The 19,275-nt window shown below is 68.9% G+C and carries 17 protein-coding genes; 3 read left to right on the forward strand and 14 right to left on the reverse strand.

From position 1 onward, the window contains the following. Positions 1-2: 2 nt before the first annotated feature. Positions 3-3,611, reverse strand: coding sequence for an indolepyruvate ferredoxin oxidoreductase family protein (locus ACAM42_RS21310; RefSeq protein WP_369629299.1), 3,609 nt, complete (start codon positions 3,609-3,611; stop codon positions 3-5). A 92-nt stretch (positions 3,612-3,703) separates the two neighbouring features. Here ACAM42_RS21310 and ACAM42_RS21315 point away from each other — a divergent pair, with 92 nt between their 5' ends. Then, entirely contained in the window at positions 3,704-4,228 is a 525-nt protein-coding gene (locus tag ACAM42_RS21315; protein ID WP_369629300.1) for an Lrp/AsnC family transcriptional regulator, read from the forward strand. Between the two features lie 6 nt (positions 4,229-4,234). Here ACAM42_RS21315 and ACAM42_RS21320 read toward each other — a convergent pair whose 3' ends face one another. Next, positions 4,235-4,642, reverse strand: coding sequence for a GNAT family N-acetyltransferase (locus tag ACAM42_RS21320; RefSeq protein WP_369629301.1), 408 nt, complete (start codon positions 4,640-4,642; stop codon positions 4,235-4,237). 29 nt (positions 4,643-4,671) lie between these two features. After that, entirely contained in the window at positions 4,672-6,081 is a 1,410-nt protein-coding gene (locus tag ACAM42_RS21325) for a DUF2130 domain-containing protein (RefSeq protein ID WP_095745864.1), read from the reverse strand. A 411-nt stretch (positions 6,082-6,492) separates the two neighbouring features. Here ACAM42_RS21325 and ACAM42_RS21330 point away from each other — a divergent pair, with 411 nt between their 5' ends. Beyond that, positions 6,493-7,692, forward strand: a complete 1,200-nt coding sequence (locus tag ACAM42_RS21330; RefSeq protein WP_369629302.1) for an MFS transporter — start codon at positions 6,493-6,495, stop codon at positions 7,690-7,692. Between the two features lie 42 nt (positions 7,693-7,734). Here ACAM42_RS21330 and ACAM42_RS21335 read toward each other — a convergent pair whose 3' ends face one another. Further along, positions 7,735-8,190, reverse strand: coding sequence for a GNAT family N-acetyltransferase (locus tag ACAM42_RS21335; RefSeq protein WP_369629303.1), 456 nt, complete (start codon positions 8,188-8,190; stop codon positions 7,735-7,737). 110 nt (positions 8,191-8,300) lie between these two features. Between ACAM42_RS21335 and ACAM42_RS21340 the strand changes: the two genes are divergently transcribed. Then, the gene (locus tag ACAM42_RS21340) at positions 8,301-8,984 is read left to right on the forward strand and encodes a class I SAM-dependent methyltransferase (protein ID WP_369629304.1); all 684 of its coding nucleotides are present in this window, start codon (positions 8,301-8,303) and stop codon (positions 8,982-8,984) included. A 9-nt stretch (positions 8,985-8,993) separates the two neighbouring features. On the opposite strand, the gene ACAM42_RS21345 is transcribed toward ACAM42_RS21340, so the two are convergent. From ACAM42_RS21345 to ACAM42_RS21390, 10 genes are all read right to left on the reverse strand, one after another. Further along, positions 8,994-10,010, reverse strand: coding sequence for a phosphotransferase enzyme family protein (locus tag ACAM42_RS21345; protein ID WP_369629305.1), 1,017 nt, complete (start codon positions 10,008-10,010; stop codon positions 8,994-8,996). A 68-nt stretch (positions 10,011-10,078) separates the two neighbouring features. After that, positions 10,079-10,363 carry a hypothetical protein gene (locus tag ACAM42_RS21350; RefSeq protein WP_070061194.1) on the reverse strand — a complete coding sequence of 95 codons (285 nt, stop codon included), beginning with the start codon at positions 10,361-10,363 and terminating at the stop codon, positions 10,079-10,081. Positions 10,364-10,374: 11 nt separating this feature from the next. After that, positions 10,375-10,923 carry a YbjN domain-containing protein gene (locus tag ACAM42_RS21355; protein ID WP_369629306.1) on the reverse strand — a complete coding sequence of 183 codons (549 nt, stop codon included), beginning with the start codon at positions 10,921-10,923 and terminating at the stop codon, positions 10,375-10,377. Between the two features lie 37 nt (positions 10,924-10,960). Beyond that, entirely contained in the window at positions 10,961-11,908 is a 948-nt protein-coding gene (locus ACAM42_RS21360) for a peptidylprolyl isomerase (protein WP_369629307.1), read from the reverse strand. Beyond that, positions 11,905-12,630 (reverse strand): hypothetical protein, encoded by a 726-nt coding sequence (locus ACAM42_RS21365; protein ID WP_369629308.1) that lies wholly within the window; start codon positions 12,628-12,630, stop codon positions 11,905-11,907. The genes ACAM42_RS21360 and ACAM42_RS21365 overlap by 4 nt, the downstream gene beginning before the upstream one ends. 13 nt (positions 12,631-12,643) lie before the next feature. After that, positions 12,644-14,503 carry a putative porin gene (locus ACAM42_RS21370; RefSeq protein WP_369629309.1) on the reverse strand — a complete coding sequence of 620 codons (1,860 nt, stop codon included), beginning with the start codon at positions 14,501-14,503 and terminating at the stop codon, positions 12,644-12,646. Further along, on the reverse strand, positions 14,500-15,243 hold the full coding sequence (locus tag ACAM42_RS21375) for a hypothetical protein (protein ID WP_253252342.1): 744 nt from the start codon (positions 15,241-15,243) through the stop codon (positions 14,500-14,502). The genes ACAM42_RS21370 and ACAM42_RS21375 overlap by 4 nt, the downstream gene beginning before the upstream one ends. A gap of 10 nt (positions 15,244-15,253) precedes the next feature. After that, entirely contained in the window at positions 15,254-15,667 is a 414-nt protein-coding gene (locus ACAM42_RS21380; RefSeq protein ID WP_062474100.1) for a biopolymer transporter ExbD, read from the reverse strand. A 12-nt stretch (positions 15,668-15,679) separates the two neighbouring features. After that, positions 15,680-17,488 carry a DUF2341 domain-containing protein gene (locus ACAM42_RS21385; RefSeq protein ID WP_369629310.1) on the reverse strand — a complete coding sequence of 603 codons (1,809 nt, stop codon included), beginning with the start codon at positions 17,486-17,488 and terminating at the stop codon, positions 15,680-15,682. An 80-nt stretch (positions 17,489-17,568) separates the two neighbouring features. Beyond that, positions 17,569-19,221, reverse strand: a complete 1,653-nt coding sequence (locus ACAM42_RS21390; RefSeq protein ID WP_369629311.1) for a ShlB/FhaC/HecB family hemolysin secretion/activation protein — start codon at positions 19,219-19,221, stop codon at positions 17,569-17,571. Positions 19,222-19,275: the final 54 nt, after the last annotated feature.

Genomic DNA, 19,275 nt, shown 5'->3' on the forward strand with positions numbered 1-19,275 from the left:
CACTACCGGGCGCTGGCCACGATGGCGATGCCCCGAATCTGCCCGGCGCTGGGCGCGTCCACCGGCTTCGCGTAGCGCGACGGCGCAAAGCGGTGCAGCAACTCGGCCTCGCGCAGGCGCGCCGAATCCAGGTTCGCCAGCTTCACATGGCCGAAGCCGCGCACCGACAGCGGCAGCGCCGCGATGCGTGCGGCGGTCGGCTGGTTGTCGGGGGTCAGCGCGGTGGCCATCTCCTGCAGCAGGCGGTCGAAGTGATCGATCAACGCGCGCTCGGTGCGGCGCTCCGCCGTGTGGCCGAACAGGTCGAAGGGCGTGCCGCGCAGGCGCTTGCCGTGGGCCAGCCATTTCATCGCCGGCAGCATCCATCCACCGAGGCGCACCTTGGCGGGTGCCTGTCCGTGCGCGGGGCGCGAGAGCAGCGGCGGCGCCATGTGGAACTCGAGCTTCAGGTCGCCTTCGAACTGGTCCTTCAGCTTCTGCAGAAACGCACCGTCGGTGTACAAGCGCGCGACCTCGTACTCGTCCTTGTAGCTCATGAGCTTCAAGAGGCTGCGCGCGGCGTTGCGCGTGAAAGGCAGGCTCGCATCGCCGCCCGGCAGTGCGGACTCGACCGCCTGCAGTGCGCGAATGCGTTGCTCGAAGCGCGCGGCCCACGCGGCGTTCTGGTAGCCGGTGAGATGGCGGCGCGCATCGGCGAGCAGCGTTTCCAGCGGGCGGTCGTCGACCTGGTGCGCCGCAGCCTCGACCGGTGCCGCACGCAACTGGTCAAGCGCCGCAGGGTCGCCCGCCGCGAGCCGCCCCAGCGAGAACGCCGACTGGTTGGCCGCCACGGCCACGCCGTTGAGTTCGATCGCGTGCATGAGCGCTTCGAGGCTCAGCGGCACGAGGCCGCGCTGCCACGCATAGCCGGTTGCCACGATGTTCGCGGCCAGCGTGTCGCCCAGGAACTCCTCAGCCAGGCTCTGCGCATCGAAGGTCTCGACCTGTTCCTCGCCCGCGACGAAGCGCATCTTCTCCAGCAGCAGGTCGACATGCAGGTCGGCATCGGGGTTGCGCAGCGACTCGGCCACCGGAATCTCGTGGATGTTCGCGAGCACGCGCGTGCGCCCGTGCCGCACGGTCTGCAGCGCGTCGGCCGAGGCGCCCACCACCACGTCGCACGCGAGGATGGCGTCGGCCTGCTGCGTGTCGATGCGCACCTGGTTCAGCCGCTCGGGCGTGTCGGCCAGCCGCACGAAGCTCAGCACCGAGCCGCCCTTCTGCGCGAAGCCCATGAAGTCGAGCACGCTGGCCGACTTGGCCTCGAGGTGCGCGGCCATCGCGATGACCGCGCCCACCGTCACCACGCCGGTGCCACCCACGCCGGTCACGAGCAGGTCGTACGGGCCGGTCCATGCGTGCGGCGCGGGATGCGCGAGCGCGCCCACGCGGTGCAGGAAGGCATCGCGCCCGGCCGCGAGCGCCCCGCTCTTGCGGCGCAGCTTGCCGCCGGTGACACCCACGAAGCTGGGGCAGAAACCCTTGGCGCAGGAGTAGTCCTTGTTGCAGCTGGTCTGGTCGATCTTGCGCTTGCGGCCCATCGGCGTTTCGTGCGGCAGCACGGCCACGCAGTTGCTCTGCACGGTGCAGTCGCCGCAGCCTTCGCACACGGCCTCGTTGATGAACAGGCGTTTGGGCGGATCGGCCAGCTCGCCCTTCTTGCGGCGACGGCGCTTCTCTGCGGCGCAGGTCTGCTCGTAGATGAGCACGGTCACGCCGGGCATCTCGCGCAGGCGGCGCTGCACCTCGTCGAGCGCGGCGCGGTCGTGAAACTCGGTGCCCGCCGGAAACTTGTTCTTGATGGCGTCGTAGTGATGGATGGCATCGCTCACCACCACCACCTTGGTGACGCCCTCCGACTCCACCTGCCGCGCAATGGCGTCCACGCTGATGACGCCGTCGACCGGCTGGCCGCCCGTCATCGCGACCGCGTCGTTGAACAGGATCTTGTAGGTGAGCGTGGCCTTGGCCGCCACGGCCTGGCGGATCGCGAGGTAGCCCGAGTGGTAGTAGGTGCCGTCGCCCAGGTTCTGGAACACGTGCGGCGTCTTCGTGAACATCGCGTGCGAGATCCAGTCGACGCCCTCGCCGCCCATCTGGATCAGGCCCGCCGTGCTGCGGTCCATCCAGTTGGCCATGAAGTGGCAGCCGATACCCGCGCGCGCCGTCGAGCCTTCAGGCACCTTGGTGCTGGTGTTGTGCGGGCAGCCGGCGCAGAAGTACGGCAGGCGCTTGACCGCATCGCTCGCGTTGGCCAGCAGCTCGGGCGGCGTGAAGTCGCGCACATGCTGCAGGTGATCACCCAGGTCGTGGTTCTCCGGAAAGTGCGCGGCCAGCCAGTGTGCGACCAGCTCGATGAGGCGCGACGGCCGCAGCTCGCCGAGCGCCGACACCAGCGGCTGGCCCGCGTGGTCGTGCTTGCCCACGAGCACGGGGCGCGCCTCGGGCGGCGCGTTGTAGAAGATGTCGCGCAGCTGCGTCTCGACCACCGCGCCCTTCTCTTCCACGATGAGGATCTCGCCAAGCCCGCGCGCGAATTCCTTGAGGCGCGTCTGCTCGACCGGAAAGCTCAGGCCCACCTTGTACAGCCGCACACCGGCGCGCGCGAGCTGATCGGGCGAGAGTTCGAGCCGGCGCAGCACCTCCATCAGGTCGTGGTGCGCCTTGCCGCAGGTGACGATGCCCACCTTGGCATGCGGGCTCACGATGACATGGCGGTCGATGCTGTTGCGCCGGGTGAAGGCGGCCACGGCCGCGAGCTTGTCTTCCAGCCGCGACTCGATGCGCAGCGACGGCAGGTCGGGCCAGCGGTAGTGCAGGCCGTCGGGCGGCGCGGCGTGGCCGGTGGCGGCGCGCACGGCGTCGGCGTCTTCCCAGGCGGCCACGCGCGCGTTCACCGCATCGAGGTCCACGGTGCCCGCGCTCTCGACGATTTCGGACAGCGCCGCCATGCCGACCCACGCGCCCGAGTAGCGCGACAGCTCGTAGCCGTACAGGCCGAACTCCAGGTACTCGGCCACGCTGGCAGGCTGCATCACGGGCATGCGCCAGGCCATGAAGGCGTGGTCGCTCTGGTGCGGCATCGACGACGACACGCAGCCGTGGTCGTCGCCCGCCACCACCAGCACGCCGCCGCGCGGCGACGAGCCGTACGCATTGCCGTGCTTGAGCGCATCGCCCGCGCGGTCCACGCCCGGGCCCTTGCCGTACCACATGGCGTACACGCCATCGACGGTGCGCTCGGGGTCGGATTCGACACGCTGCGTGCCCAGGACCTGCGTGGCTGCGAGCTCCTCGTTCACGGCAGGAACGAAGCGGATGCCGGTCTTCTTGAAGCGCTCGCCGGCCTTCCAGATGGCTTGGTCGACCATGCCCAGCGGCGAGCCGCGGTAGCCGCTGACGAAGCCCTGCGTGTGCAGGCCGCGTGCCGCGTCGCGCTGTTTCTGCATCGCCAGGATGCGGATCAGCGCCTGCGTACCGGTGAGGAAAACCGAGCCGGCATCGGCCCAGAGGTTGTCGGAGAGTTGGTAGTCGGGCCGTCGGAGTGCGGTCGCTTCAAGTGGGGCGTTCATGCCCGGAATTGTTCGGCGCTCCCCCAAGTAAGTGTTTCTTCAATACACTGGCGCAGACCCTTGTTTGAAGAAGAATCCACTCGAAAATCACGATGAACGTCGGTTCTGTTTCTCTTGACGAGCATTGCCTCAAGATTCTTTCTGCACTGCAGCATGACGGCCGGCAGACCGTGCAGCAGATTTCCGAGGCCGTTGGCCTGTCGCCCACACCCTGCTGGAAGCGCATCAAGGACATGGAGGCGGCCGGCGTCATCCGCGGCTACACCGCGCTCGTCGATCCCGAACACGTGGGCCTGCACGTGTCGGCCGTGGCCGAGGTGAACCTCGACCGCCACAGCGAGGCGATGGTGCAACGCTTCGAAGAAGTCGTGGCCGCAAGCCCGCAGATCATCCGCTGCGTGTCGGCGACCGGGCCCGCGGACTACATCCTCAACGTGACCGTGCCCGACATGAAGCACTACGAGCGCTTCCTGCACGAGGTGCTGTTCAGCCTGCCCGGCGTGACGCACGTGCGCTCGAGCATCGTGCTGCGCGAGATCAAGTCGGAGACGGCGCTGCCGCTCGGGCATCTGCTGGATGCGAAGGCCGGGCTGGCGGGGTCACGGCGCTCGCCGTAGCGGCTTCTAGCGTTTGCGCCGGATGACGTACGCGTTCTGCGCCAGCTCGAAGCCAAGCGTCGGGTAGTAAGACATCGCGTCGGGCGCAGACAGCAGGATCAGCGACACCTCGTCGCCGATGATGGCCTGCGTGCGCTTCACGAGTTCCCGGCCGATGCCATGGCCCTGGTACTTCTTGTCCACCGCCAGGTCCGACAGGTAGCAGCAGTACGCGTGGTCGGTCAGCGACCGCGACAGCCCCACCAGCTCGTTGTCGACCCAGGCCGACAGCAGGAGGCTGGGCGCGGCGAACATCCGCGCGATCCGGGCGAGATCGTTCGTGGGGCGCTTGATGCCGGAGCGGTCGAAGACGCGGGCGACGTCGGCCGGGTCCAGGGGCACGTCCTGACGGTAGTCGATGGTGATGTTGTTCATGTGTTTCCTGGGTAGCGCCTGCGCCTGGCTCATTCCGTCTCGGAAGACCCGAGCTTCTTGAGTTCGGCGAACTTGGCCGCCATCGTCGGGTTGCCGCGCGTCAGCTTCTTGATCGTCACGTCCTGCGCCTTGTCGTTCGCAAGGCGCAGATTGCGGTCGGTGCCGAGCAGCGCTTCCTTGGTCTTCTGCAGGTGATCGATCGACTTGTCGATCTCCGCGATCGCCTTCTGGAAGTGGCCGTGGGCCAGGTCGTAGTTCCTGCCGAAGGCGGCCTTGAAGGTCTCCAGCTCGGTCTCGAACTTCGTGATGTCGATGTTCTGCGCCTTCACCAGCGCCAGCTCCGACTTGTACTTGAGCGAATTCATCGCCGCATTGCGCAGCAGCGTGATGATGGGCAGGAAGAACTGCGGGCGCACGACATACATCTTCGGGTAGCGATGGAACACATCGACGATCCCGGTGTTGTAGAGCTCGTTGTCGGGCTCGAGCAGCGACACCAGCACCGCGTACTCGCAGCCCTTCTCGGTGCGGTCCTTGTCGAGTTCCTTCAGGAAGTCTTCGTTCCTGTTCTTCGTGGCCGTGCGGTCGTTCTCGTTCTTCATCTCGAACATGATCGAGACGATCTCGGTGCCCGCCTCGTCCGCGTCGCGGAAGATGTAGTCGCCCTTGCTGCCCGTGCGCGCGTCGTTGTCCTTCTCGAAGTAGGCGCGGGGAAACGCCATCGACCGGATGCGGTTGAACTCGGTCTCGCAGTGCTGCTCCAGGGTCTCGCCCACCATCTTGGTCGACAGGCGCGCCTTCATGTCGCGCAGCCGCTCGATCGCGTCGTCGCGGTCCTTGATCTGCGTTTCGTACTTGTCCTTGAGCGACTTCTCGGCGAGCTGCTTCTCGAGCTCCGCCCGCTCGAGGCCGCTCTTCCACTGGTCCCGCTCCTTCTCGACCACACTGACGGCCTCGCTGATCGCGAGCTTCTTCGCCACCTCGATGGCGTCGAGCCGGGCCTTCAGTTCCTGGATTTCCACGTCCTTAGCGGCGGCGCTCTTCTGCAGCTCGCCCACGTGCCGTGCCTCGGCGAGCGCGGTGGCGGCCAGCTTGTCCTGCTTGGCCTTTTCAAGCTCGTTGGCGAGCGCGTCGCGCTCCCGCTCCACGGCGCCCAGGGCCTCGCTCACGGCCAGCTTGCGCGCGACATCGCCGGCCTCGAGCTTCGCCTTGAGTTCCTGGATCTCGCCGTCCTTGGCGGCAGCGGCCTTCTGCAGTTCGCCGGCGGCCCGGGTCTGGGCAAGTTCGACGGCGGCGCGCTTGTCGCGCTCGGCCAGTTCCAGCCGCTCGTGCAGCTGCTTCTCGAAATCGCCGTCGCGCACCTGCTTCAGGATGTCCGCGTAACCGGCTTCGTCGATCTTGAATGCCTTGCTGCAATGGGGGCAGATGATTTCGTGCATGGCTATGTGCGCTCCACCGTCAGGGTGGGCGTCGACAGGAGAGGGAGTGCAGCGAAGCGCCGCGCCGTTCGGGCGGGATCGCAGGGAGTGATGCTGTTCATAGGGTCAGGGACATGGAGCCGTCCGACTGTAGCCGGACAGGAAGCGCCGGCGAGCGGCAGGCACGTGAAGACCGGGGGCGACGTCCGCGAACGGATGATCTGTTCTCGATCACGTTGCTAGAATCGCCGCTGCAAAAATCGACTCTGACCTGTTCAGAGCTCCATCCCGCCGTAAGCGTTTACGTCAACCAACGCATCACCAGTGGCACCCGCATGCCGACTGGCGGTGCGCGTGGGTCGCTTCGGTGCTCATCGTCCCGCCCATTCGACCGGCTGGTGCCGCCTTTGAAAACTCAAGGAGCGGCGCTCGATGACGAACGTCCAAACAAACTCTTCTTCCCTGCGCACGTTGGTCTGGATGACCCTCGCGCTATTTCTCGCCTACCTGTCTGTCGCGATGTCGATGCCGGCTGTGACGCTTCACGTGTCTCAGACGCTGGGCATGGGTAATGTCGCGTCCGGCCTGGGCGTCGGCATTGCTTTCCTGTCCACCATCCTGAGTCGCGGCTGGGCGGGTCGGCTGGCTGACGAACGCGGCGGCAAGGTCGCCATGTTCCGGGGCCTTGTCCTCTATGCGGCGGCATCGCTCCTGTGCTGGGCCTCCTCGCTGCCCGTGCTGGGCCATGACGTCGGCGCGTACCTGGTTCTTCTGGTGGGACGTCTCGTGCTGGGCCTCGGCGAAAGCTTCGCGCTCGTCGGCATGCTGGGCTGGGCGATGGCGGCCATGGGCCCCGCGCGGTCCGGGCAGGTCATGGCGCTCGTCGGCACCGGCATGTATGGCGCATTTGCAGTGGGCGGGCCCCTGGGCCTCTGGCTGCTGGAAAGGCTCGGCTTCGCCGGCCTGATGGCGGGCAGCATCGCCCTGCCGCTGGTCAGCGGCGCGATGCTGTGGTCCATCGCGCCCGCCATGTCTGCACAAGGGCGCCGCGCACCGTTCTCGGATGTGCTGGGACTCATCTGGAAGCAAGGCGCGGTCGTGGGCCTGCAAGGCGTCGGCTTCGCCGCCCTGGGCGCATTCTTTCCCCTGTACTTCCTGGCCCATGGCTGGCAGGGTGCCGGCTATGGACTGACGTGCTTCGGCCTGGGCTTCGTCCTGGTGCGTCTGCTGGCGGGTCGCTTGCCCGACCGCATCGGCGGCACCAAGGTCGCGCTGGTCTCCCTCGCGATCGAAGCTGTGGGTCAAGCGCTGCTGTGGCTGGCGCCCCATCCCGTCGTGGCGATGGTGGGCGCACTGCTGACCGGCATGGGATGCTCGATGGTCTTCCCTGCCATGGGACTGGAGGCCGTCAAGCGCGTGCCCGCCCACCTGCGCGGAACGGCCATCGGCGGCTTCGCGGCGTTCCAGGATCTGGCGTACGGCGTCACAGGCCCGATGGCGGGGCTGATTGCCGACCACTACGGTCACGACAGTGTGTTCCTGGTGGGGTTGATCGCGACGGTTGTGGGGATCGGGATGACGTGGCGGCTCGCGAGGGTGTCTCGCGCTGAGCGCGTATCGACGCTGGCCTGAGGCTGTGGCAGGTCGACCGAAGGCCTGCTCCGGGCCGGGATTTCAAGCAAAGGACCGTCGATATTTGACGAGCCCGCGCTTGATCCAGCCATCGAAGCCGCAGCGCTCGAAGAACCGATGGGCGTCCTCACGCTCCACCGAACTCAGCAACACGATCTTCGAGCAATCGCTCGCCGCGCAGAACGCCTCGACCTCCCGCATCAGCGCGACCCCGACCCCTCGGTTGCGAGCGGCCGCGTCGACGACGACGTTCTCCACGACAGCGAACGGCTGTCGCCCGTACATCACGTCTTCGCACAGCGAGACCAGCACCGTGGCGCACACCTGGCCGTCGATCTCCGCAACAAGAAGCGCCGTCCTCGGGTCTTCGGACAACGCCTGAAGGCGTTCGGGCAGCACGCAGCGCGCCGCGTCTGCGACCAGTTGGCCGTAGAGCGCATCGATGCGTGCGGCGTCGTCGGACACCGCACGACGGACGCTGAGGGACGGGATGGACATGCAGGCGGTCTCCGCAAAACTACGTCGGGTTCGGGCGAGGCCCGCTTCTGGCGGGATTCTCCCGCAGCCCTGCTCCGGCGAAGCGCGCGACGCCCACATAGACTGTGGAAATGTCCCAGCCCTCGCCCGCCTTCAGCACGTCGTCCACCACCAACAACTACGCCGAGAAAGCCGCCCGCCTGGTGCCAGGCCTGCACGACCTGCAGACGATGGCAGCCCTGCTCGTCGCCGAACGCGCGCCGGATGCGGCCCACGTGCTGGTCATCGGCGCCGGTGGTGGCATGGAGTTGAAGGTGCTCGCGCAGGCACATCCCCGATGGCATTTCCTCGGCGTCGATCCGTCGCAGCCCATGCTCGACCTCGCCGCGGAAACGCTCGGTGCGCTCGCCGAGCGGGTCGCGCTGCACCACGGCTACACCGACACCGCACCCGAAGGCCCGTTCGATGCGGCGACCTGCCTGCTGACGATGCACTTCCTGACGCTCGATGAACGCAGGTCGACGCTGATGGAAATTCGTCGCCGACTGAAGCCCGGTGCGCCGTTCGTCATGGCGCATCTCAGCTTTCCCCAGGCGGACGGAGAACGAGAGTTGTGGCTCTCGCGCTATGTCGCTTTCGCGGCGGCTTCCGGTGTCGATCCGAACAACGCACGCAAGGCGGCGTCCGCGATCGGCTCGACACTGACGCTGCTCAGCCCGGCGCAGGAAGAGGCATTGCTCGAAGAGACGGGTTTCACCAACGTCCGCCTGTTCTATGCAGGCATGGCCTTCAGGGGCTGGGTGGCGCAAGCCTGAGCCGAATCCTCACTCCGGCGTCTGCAGTTCCGCCCACGCCGTCAACATCTTCACCTGCGTGCGCAGCCAGCTCGTCGGCATCGACTGCGTGCCCCACACCGCGATGCGGCCTGCGTGTTCGCCCATGAGCCAGAACTGCCGCACGGCCATGAAGGCAGCGATGGCCTCGACATCCGCCGAGGCCAACGGGCGCGCGCTGCGGTAGCCCGCCAGGTAGCTGCGCCAACGCGCCAGCGACGTCGCGTCGAGCGATCCGCCCACTGTGCGCGGGTGCATCGCCCACAGGTACACACACAGGTCGTAGGCCAGCCAGCCGGGGCCCGCGTCGTCGAAGTCGAAGAACGAGGCGACGCGCACGCCGTCAAGACCCTCCGTCACGAAGTTGTTCATGCCGTGGCAATCGCCGTGCCCGTGAACGCGCGTCAGGGCGGGCATCGCGGCGATGCGGGCTTCGAGCGCGCGTGCGATGGCGCTGAACTCCGGGCGCAGCGCGTCGGTCATGGTGGGCGCGGCGTGCAGGCGCTCCAGCGACGCGTGCAGCAGGTCGGGCAGTTCCAGGGTGTAGCGGCTGGCGGGGCCGTGGTAGTCCTGCGCGGCTTCGTGCAGCAGTGCCAGGCCGCGGCCGGTGGCTTCGACGTCGGGCAGCACGTCGCCGGGCACGTCGCCGTCGAGGTGCTCGAACAGGATCAGCGGACGCTCGCCCTCGGGCAAGTCCATCGCGACAGCATGTGCGCCATCGCGTGCCGCCAGCGCACCGGCCACCGGCACGCCCCTGGCCTTCAGATGCACGAGCAGCGCCGTTTCGTAGCCGATGTTGGGGGCGCCGCGCGGGCGGTCGGCGCTCAGGCGCGCGACGGCGTGGCGGCCGTCGGCAAACTGCAGGCCGTAGACATGGTTGAAGCTGCGCCGCAGCAGCTCGCACGACCGGACCTCGCCGAAGTCGTAGGCCTGCACCACCTTCTCCGCGATGGCGGCGCCCGTGGGCGTGGTCTGTGCGATCTGGGCAGAGCGGGCGGGCGTCGTCACGGGTGCGGCCTTTCGGGAGCGTGGGGCGCGCGATTCTGCCCTACCCTCCGTCGCCTCGCCGCATGGCGTCAACGCTCCAGATCGCGATCGAGCGAGGCGCCCCCGTCTCCCACCTGGCGCCAAGCAGGCGCCAGCGCCTTGCGCGCCGCATTGAGCTCGGCCATCGAGATGTGCAGCTCCGCCATGGTCTGCACCAGCAGCTCGAGCAGCGCGGCGCGCTGGCGCAGCCGCACGGTCTCGGCGCGGCGCGCGCGTTGGGCCTGGCGCGCCGCGGCCTGGATGGCGCGGCCCGTGGGCGAGTCGTGCGAGGGATGGTGGTGGTCGTCCACGGACAGGCCGGATGCAGCGCGCATGGGCAGTGGCATCACGCGGCGGCGGGCACACCCTGGACGGCGGCGGTGGCAGCAGCGGCGTCGGCATTCGCCGCGTCGCCGCGCGTCTCGGCGGCGGGGCCGTAGTTGCGCAGGTGCAGGAAGAACTCGCCCATCATCTGCATCCACAGACGCACGGCGAAGGCCAGGTAGGCGGGGCTGACGCCGCCGGCCACGACGACGTCCATCTCGAGCACGACGAAGTCGCCGTGCTGCGCCACGCGCGCAAAGCGCTTGCTGCGGTGCCAGGCGGCGAGCACGGCCTCGGGCAGCGTGCCGCCCTGCACGCGCAGCGGGCAGCTCAGGGTGAAGTCGGTGTACTGGGTGGTGGTGACGGCGTTGCCCCACAGCACCTGGAAGCCGATGCCGTGGCTGGCGCTGTGCAGGCGCACCACGCCATCCTGTTCGATGGCGGTGACGGCGCCGCCGGCGGCCTTGATGGCATCCGACACCTGGTCGGGCGTGACGGCGTCGAGCATCTCGAAAGGCGCCGGCGTGGCGGCCTGGTCGTCGGTGTCCGGGGTCGTGGCGGTGGTGTTCATGGTGTGGTTGTTCTTTCAGGAAAAAGGGGGAACGGGTTCAGTTGGTTTTCTTGAGCGCGGCGTCGAGCGCGGCGCTGTCGATGCTCAGTTGCGCCGGCGGCGCCAGCTGGGCCATGTAGGCCTGCACCAGCTGCTGCTGCCGCTGCTGGCGCAGCGCGGCCTGCAGTTGCGGCTTCATCTCCTCGAGGGTGGCGGTGCGCGCGGGCTGGGTGTCGAGCAGCTTGACGATGTGGAAGCCGGCCTCAGCCTGCACCGGTTCGCTGACCTGGCCCTGCTTGAGCCTGGCCACAGTGTCGCGCAGCTCGGGCAGGATGCGCGCGAGCGGCAGCGTGTCGACCTCGCCGCCGCGTTCGGCGCTGCGGCGGTCCTGCGAGCTGGTGCGCGCCACGGCGGCGAAGTCGCCGCTGCGGGCCTGCTTGGCGAGACGATTCGCTTCGTCGCGCACCTTGGCGATGGCGGCCGGGTCGCGCTCGGGCGTGGCCAGGTAGATCTGCGCCACGCGGTAGGCGGCCGGCAGGTTGAAGCCGGTCTTGCCCTGGTCGTAGGCGGCCTTCACCTCGGCGTCCGAGGGGAAGCCCGCGGGCACCTGGCTCACGGATTCGAGGTAGCTGGAGGCGACGATGCGCGCGGTGATCTCGCGCGTGGCGGCGTCGATCTTCGCCTTCACGTCGGGCCGGTCGGCCCAGCCCTTGGCGCGGGCATCGCGCAGCAGCGCTTCGCTCACGAGGCGCTGGCGCAGCCAGCCGTCGAGGCTCGCGCGGTCGGCCTTGACAGCGGCGCGTTCGGTCTCGGGCAGGGTCTGCAGCAGCTTCTCGATCTCGTCCTGGCCGATGGTCACTTCGCCGATGCGCGCGACCACGGCGGGGCCGGGCGCGGCGGGTTGCTGCGCGGCGGCCACGCCGACCGACGAGACGAGCAGCACGCCGGCCGCCGCGCGCAGGCGGCGGCCGAGTCCGGCTGCGGGAGTGGCTTGTGCGGGGTTCATTGGGGCTTTCCTTCCGTGGCGGATGCAGCAGCCGCAGGCGCCGGCGCGCTCACGGCGCGCACGTCGAAGCGGCTCTCGTAGAGCTTGTCGCCGTACTGCTGCGCGATCTGTTCGTACTTGACGCGGCTTTGCGCCGCAAAGGGTTGGCGCGAGGCGAGCACGCTGCCCACGTCCATGGTTTCGTAGGCGCGCAGCACCTCTTGCCCGACGGCATACAGCTGCGTGTTCTTGGCCTCGCACTGCGTGAGCGCGGTGCGCTGCAGCGCGGCCTCGCCGGCCAGGCGCTGGCGTTCGGCCTCGGAGGCGCGCGCCATCTTCAGCAGCTCGTCGTAGGCGCCGCGGAACTGCGCGATCTGCGCGCCCGCCTTCTCGCTGGCGGCCTGGGCCTGCTCGCGCAGCTGCGCGTTGCCGGCGCTGGCCTGGCCGCGCGCGTGGCGCTCGGAAGCGAGCTGGGCCTGGCTGGCGGCCAGTTCCTTCTTCAGCGTCTCGAGCTCGGACGCGGCCGGCGCCGCGCCGGGTGCCGCGGAGGCCTTGCCCGCGGGCTGGCCGGCCTTGAGCGCGGCCAGCTCGTTCTGCGCCTGCTGCAGCTGGGTGGTGGTGGTGCGCAGCTGCGCGCGCAGCCGCTCCTCCATGCTCTGGCCCTGCGGCTGCTGGGCCTGCGCGACGCCGGCCGTGGCGGCCAGCGCGGCCAGGGCCAGCGCCGGGAAGATCGTTCGGGACACGGCGGACTCCTTCTTAGAAACGCGCATTGAATTCGAGCTGCAGGGTGTCGATCGACAGCGGCGGGCCGTAGACCTCCTTGGTCGAGATCCAGCGGCCGGTGAACCACATGTTCTTGTCGATCGCGTACGAGCCGCCCAGGAAGTAGCCGCGCGCATTGGTGCCGCCGCCGTGGAAGCTCGAATCGTTGTAGCCGTCGGGCATGGCGTCGGGCTCGATGCGCTTGTAGCCCGCGAGCACGTTCCAGTCGCCGCGTGCGGCCGGTGCCGGCTTGCCGTAGGTGGCCTGCAGCATGTAGGCGTTGCCGCCGCTCTTGAAGTCGGACTGGGTGGTGCCGCCGGTCGGGCCGAAGTTGTTCACGATGGCGCCGCGGATGCCGCCGCGCTTCCAGATGTCGTTGGCGTCGTAGGCGGTGTTGCGCACGAAGTTGGCGTCCAGGCGCAGGTTGTTGCCGGCCACCTGGGTGTCCCAGCGCAGGTTCAGGTCGATCAGGCGGAACTTCGAGGCCAAGCCCACGTACTGCGGCTGCGGCGTGCCGGCCGGGTTGAGCGGGTCGAGCGAGATGTCGCGCAGCAGCATGAGCGTATTGCCCTTCTGCATGAAGGCCGGGCGCGACCAGTCGGTGCTGCAGCCGTCGGCGCCCGCGTACAGCGCGCAGGGCTCGGAGACCTGGCCGCTGACGTTGCGGAAGTTGTAGTACGCCAGCGCGCCGCGCACGCGGTTGTCTTCGTTGATCTTCCAGTCGGCGCCCACCTGCGCGCCGAGCAGCCACTTGTTCTCGCTCTTCATCTTGCGCTGGCTGCGCGTGGGCGAACCGTCCGCCGAGTACTCGAGCGGAATGAGGCCCAGCGTGCCGAACAGCGAGAGGTCGCGGTTCGAAGCGAGCTTCTTGTCGAACTGCGCGGCAATGCCGTCGAAGTTCAGGTCGCTCGAATACAGCAGGTCGGTCGACATGAAGGGGTTGGCAAACCGACCGCCGGTCACGGTGAGCCAGTCGGTCGGCTTGTGCGAGATCCACATCTGGTCGAGCCACACGCTCTTCTTGCCCAGGCCACCGCCCAGCGTGGTGGTGGTCGAGACGGGGCTTTCGTCGCTGCCCGAGGCCAGGCGCACGCCGGCCTTGGTGTTCTCCGACAGGTCGGCCAGCAGGCCCACGCGTGCGCGGGCACGGAACAGGTTGCGGCGGTCCTGGCGCGTGTTCAGGATCGACGGCAGCGACAGGTTGGTGTTCGGGTTGACGTCGTAGCCGCTGCCCTGGTTGAGCGAGGGCCAGTTGATCTCGATGTCGCTGTTGTTGCCGGCGTAGCTGCGCGACTCGTTGCGCACGCGCACGTCGCCTTCGAAGCGGATGCGTTTGCTCCACTCGGGCGTCTCGTTGGGCGCGGCCCAGCCTTCGTCCTTGGCCTGGGCCATGACCTGCGCCTTGACTTCGTCGCGGATCTGGTCGCGCACGGTCTGCGAGATGTAGGGCACACGCACGTCGCCCGCTTCGAGGCGCATGCCGCCCGCGACGGTGGCCGATGCGGCGGTGGCCGACACGGCCGCCTGGCGCTGCGCCTGCTGCGCGGCGATGGCTTCGGTCTGGGCCTGCGCCAGCAGCGCTTCGCCCACGTCCTTGGCGAGCGTGCCGCTTTGAATGAGGCCGCGGATCAGCTTGACCATGGCGGATTCGCCCGCGGGCGCGGCGGCGGTCTGGGCCATGGCGGTGCCGGCCGACAGCACGAAGGCGGAGGCCACGGCCGCCGCGAGCGCGCACTGGCGCAGGGCCGGCATCGCGCCCCGGCGCGGGAGGGTGTTGTGCAGGGTGTTCATCGCTTCGTTCACTGGAGGAAAGGAGTCGGGCCGGGCGTCGGCCGTACAGGTGTGGAAAGTCATGGCCGGCGGCCTTTCATCGACACGCGCATCGGAAAGCGCATCGAGGCCGGCGGACGTTCGTCGACGCGATCGAGCCCGCGCACCAGCGCCAGCACGGCCTCGTCGATGTCCTCGGTGCCGGTGCCGCGCACCAGCTGGGCGCGCGTGGTCTTGCCGTCGGCGCCGAGCCACAGGTCGATCTGGATGTCGTCGAACACCAGCTGGCGCGTGCGCGGATCGCGCGACAGCGCCTGCTGCAACATGCTCGACACGTAGCGCGCGTACGAGCCGCTGCCCAGGCCGCCGCCGGCGCCGGTGCCGCTCATGCCGCCGCCGCTGCCGGCCTGGATGCCGAAAGCGTCGTTGCCGGCCTGGCCGGCGCTGTCCATGGTCACCGGGTCGCCCAGGTCTTTCGAGGGGCTGGGCGGCGCGTCGTCCTTCGGCGCTTCCAGCGGCTCGACCGGCTTGGGCTCGGGCTCGACCACTTCGGGCTTGATCTTTTCCGGCTCGGGCTCGGGCAGCTTCTCGGGTTCGGGCGGCGGAGGCGGGGGCGGCGGCAGCATCAGCGTGGGTGCGTCGGCCACCACGCGCTTCTGGCTCGCGGTGTCGGACAGGAGCCGCCACACGAGCAGCGCCAGCGCCACGACGATCGCCAGGCCGATGACCACCCCACCCCAGCGGCGCCACAGCGCGGCCGTTCCACCCGTGCCGCTGGAGCGCGGCGCAGGCAAGGCAGAAGAAATCGGGTCGCGAGGGTTCACGCTCCGGTCCTCACTTCTGCTTGCCGGTCACGAGGCCGATCTGGTTCAGCTCGATGCGGCGCAGCAGGTCGAGCACGTCGACCACTTTCGCGTACTGCACGCTGGCATCGCCGCGCACGATCACGGGAAAGTCGGGCGACAGCGCCTTCTCGGTGCGCAGGCGCTCCTCGAGCTCGGGCAGCGTGACCGGGTAGGCGTCCAGGAACACGTTGCCCGCGTTGTCGATCGTGATGGCCTTGGTCTTGGGCTTCTCCAGCGCCACCGAGGCGCTGGCCTTGGGCAGGTCGACCTTGATGCCCGGGATGCTGGCGTTGCTGGTGAGGATGAAGATCACCAGCACCACCAGCAGCACGTCGACGAAGGGCGTGATGTTGATGCCGCCCGTGCGCTTGCGCACGGCGAACTTCGCGGCTGTGTTTGCCATGGTGCGCGGTCCTCAGGCGCGGCGCGCCTGCACGGCCACCGGCAGCGAGCGGCCTTCGCCCTGCTCTTCGGCCAGGCGCGTGACGAACTCGTCGACGAACACGGCCATGTCGGCGCCGATGGCGTCCGAGCGCGAGGCCAGCCAGTTGTAGCCGAACAGCGCAGGGATCGCGACGCCCAGGCCGGCGGCGGTACACAGCAGCGCGGCGGCCATGCCGGGCGCCACCGAGTTGATGTCCACGGCGCCGGCCATGGCCGCCACCACGAACACCAGCATGATGCCGATCACGGTGCCAAAGAGGCCCACGTACGGCGCGCCTTCGATGGTGGTCGAGAGCCAGTTCATGCGCTTGGACATGCGCTCGGTCTCGCGCACCATCACGCCGTCCATCGCGGCGCGGATGGCGCCGATGGTGGAGGCCGACACGGCGTTCAGGTCGTAGCCGCGGTCATGGCGGCGGCGCATCTCCTCGATGGCCACTTCGTACAGGCGCCACAGCGAGGAATCGGCACGCACTTCCTGCGGCACCGTGTTGTTGGTGGCCAGGCGGTCCAGCGGTGCGCCCGCGGCTTCGCGGAAGTGCTCGATGAAGGTGGCGTTGGCGCGCGAGGTGGCGCCGAAGTTGCGGCCCTTGCCGATCATGATGGCCCACGACAGCGCCATCATCAGGCCCAGCAGGCCCACCACGATCCACGCGTCCAGCGGCATCGCGGCCAGGATGAAGCCGAAGTGGCTCTTGCCGGCCTGCTGCTCGTCGGGGCCGAACGCGGCCAGGCGCGACTCGGCGCCTTGCGACACGGCATCGGCCAGCAGCAGCGCGTCGGGGCGTGCGACCTTCGACAGGCGCACTTCGTCGATCGCGCCGGTGAACGGCGCAAAGCCGGCCACGGGTGCAGCGCCCGATGCAGCGGGCGCGGCAGCCGGTGCATCGGCACCGAGCGCGGCGGCGGTGTTCAGCGCGGGCAGCTTCGCCGCCAGCGACACGGCCGGACGGCCGCCCACATACAGCGCGACGCTGTCGCCCTCGGCCTTCACCGCCAGGTGCGCCCACTGGCCGGCCTGCACCGGCTGGCCGGGCGTGCTGCGCTGGCCGTTCACCTGCACGAAGGGCACGCCCTGGTCGATGCCGACCACGAGCTCGCCGGCGCCGTCGCGGCGCGCATAGATCGCCTGGCGCGCGCCGAGCGAATCGGGCTTGATCCAGGCCGAGAAGGTCAGCGTGCCGCCGGCCGTCACGGCCAGCGAGGGCGTGGCGGGCAGCATCAGCGCGCCGTTGCCGAGCTGGGCGCCCTTGCCGATGATCGTGCCTTCGACGGGCACCGCCGCGGTCTGGCCGTTGTTGCCGTAGGCGGTGGTGTCGCGCGGCGGCACCGCGCCTTCGGCGAAGTGGTAGACCAGCGTGTAGTCGGGGTCGAAGCTGCGCTGGCCGTTGCCCGAGGCCGGGGCCTTGGGGTTGCCGTAGTACATCCACAGCTTTTGCGGCGTGCCGGCCGAGACGTTGGGCACGTCGACCCAGATCAGCGCGATGCCCAGCAGCGGATCGAACTGCTCGATCTGGTGGTTGAGCACGGTCTTGTCGTCACCCGCGACAAAGCGCAGGTCGGCGCCGGTCTCGCTCACGCCCTCGAACTTGAAGTTGCCCGTGTGCAGGCGCACCAGCACCGGCACGCGGCCGGCATCGCCGCCGATGGCGCCGGCCTGCGGGCCGCCGTCGATGGTGACGGGTTTGCGGTAGGCCCATTCGGCCTGCCACCAGGCATGGGCCAGGCCCGGCAGGAGCGTGCTCAGCAGCGTGAGCGCGATGAAAAGAAGTCGTCGCATGACAGGGTTCTCCGGAAAGCTCGTGGAATGAGAAAAAAATCGAAAAGAGGAATGGCTGTTGCCGTCGGTCGTTCGTTCGGTCAGTAGCTCGCGGTGATGCTGAAATTCACCTGCGTGTCGTGCTTCTTGGTGCGCGGCCCGTCGACCAGCGGATAGCCGATGTCGACGCGGCCCGAGAAATACGTGCCCACCTTGAAGGTCGTGCCCACGCCCACCGAATACAGCGAGAAGCGCTCGGCCTGCTCGGGCAGCGGGCTCTTCAGGCGCAGCCGCGCGGCATCGGCGAAGGCGTACACGCGCCAGTTCTCGACGGTGCTGCCCAGGAAGGCGAGCGGCTTGCTGCGCAGCTCGACCGAGCCGACCACGCCGTAGTCGCCGGTGGCCTCGGCCGACAGATAGCCGCGCACCGAGTTCATGCCGCCCGCGGCGATCTGCTCGCTCGAGACGAGCGGCGAATCGGTCATCTGTGCGTTGACGCGGAAGGCCACCTGCGTGCCGCCCTCGAAGCTGTGCGCGCCGTTGAGATCGGTCTTCAGCACCATGAAGCTGGGCGAAGCCTTGTAGCGCTTGTAGTCGAAGGCCGCCCAGTCGCTGCCGTACTTGAACGAGCTGCTGGTGCCCGCCACCAGCGACACGCCCACGCCGTACTGGCTCTTGTCGGTCTGGCGGAAGCCCGAGTACGACAGCGTGATCGGCGCGTACTTGAGCGGCACGGTGTCGCCGCTGCCCTTGAGCGTCAGCGCTTCCTTGTTGTTCTTGAAGTCGACGCCCACGCTGAAGGCATGCCACCAGTTGCCGGTGTTGGGCACCGTGTAGGTGGCCTTCAGGCCGATGGAGTGGCCCTTGCCCAGCACGGTGGTGCCGCCCACGGTGGCCACGTTGCTGTCGGACACGAAGGCGTTGGCTTCCAGGCTCCAGTTCGTGCCCTTGAGCGGCGCGTTGTACGAGGCCGAGAACACCTGCGTCTGGTTCAGGTCCTGCGGCGCGCCGAAGAAGCTGATGGAGGCGCTGTGGCCCATCTGCCAGAGGTTGTCGTGGCCCAGCGAGGCGCTGGCGCGCAGCTTGCGCGTGTCGGCGCTGTAGTCGTTGTTCAGGCCCACGCTGGCGCGCCACGGGCTCTGGTCCTCGACCTTCAGGTCGACGTCCATCGTGCCCGGCATCGCACCCGGTCGCACCAGCGGCATCACCTGGCGCTTGGGGCTGCGGTTGAGCGCGGTGAGCTCGGCCTGGGCCTTGTTGAAGTCGGGCACGCCGCCCTCCTTCAGCGCCGGCACCTGGTCGCGCACGTCGAGCGGCGAGTTGTACTCGGCGCCCACCACGCGCACGCGGCCCACGCGGGTCTCGTTGACCTGCAGGAACACCACGCCCTGCGTGACCTGCTGTTCGGGCAGGTCGACGTACACCGACTGGTAGCCCGCCGCCTGGTAGGCCGCGAGCAGCGCGTCGCGCGCGCCCTCCACGTCCTTGAGCGTGCGCTCGGGGCCGAGGAAGGGCGTGACCGCCTTCTCGATGGCGCGGGCGTCCAGCACGGTGTTGCCGCGCACGATGTATTCGGCGATGTCGACCTTGCGGGCCGGTTCGGTGGCCGCGGGTGCGGCCGGTGGGGTGGCCGAGGTCGCGGCCGGCGTGGAGACAGCGGCAGGTGCTTGTGCGAACGCTGCCACCGGGGCACCGATCGCCATCACCGCCAGCCACACCGCTCTCCAGCAGGTCGGTGGGGCGTTCTTCTTCATGTCATGCATTTACAGCTCGGTTCTCAAGGATGAAGCTCGCGTGGCAGCGGCTCA

Source organism: Variovorax sp. V35 (assembly GCF_041154465.1).
GTDB lineage: Bacteria > Pseudomonadota > Gammaproteobacteria > Burkholderiales > Burkholderiaceae_C > Variovorax > Variovorax boronicumulans.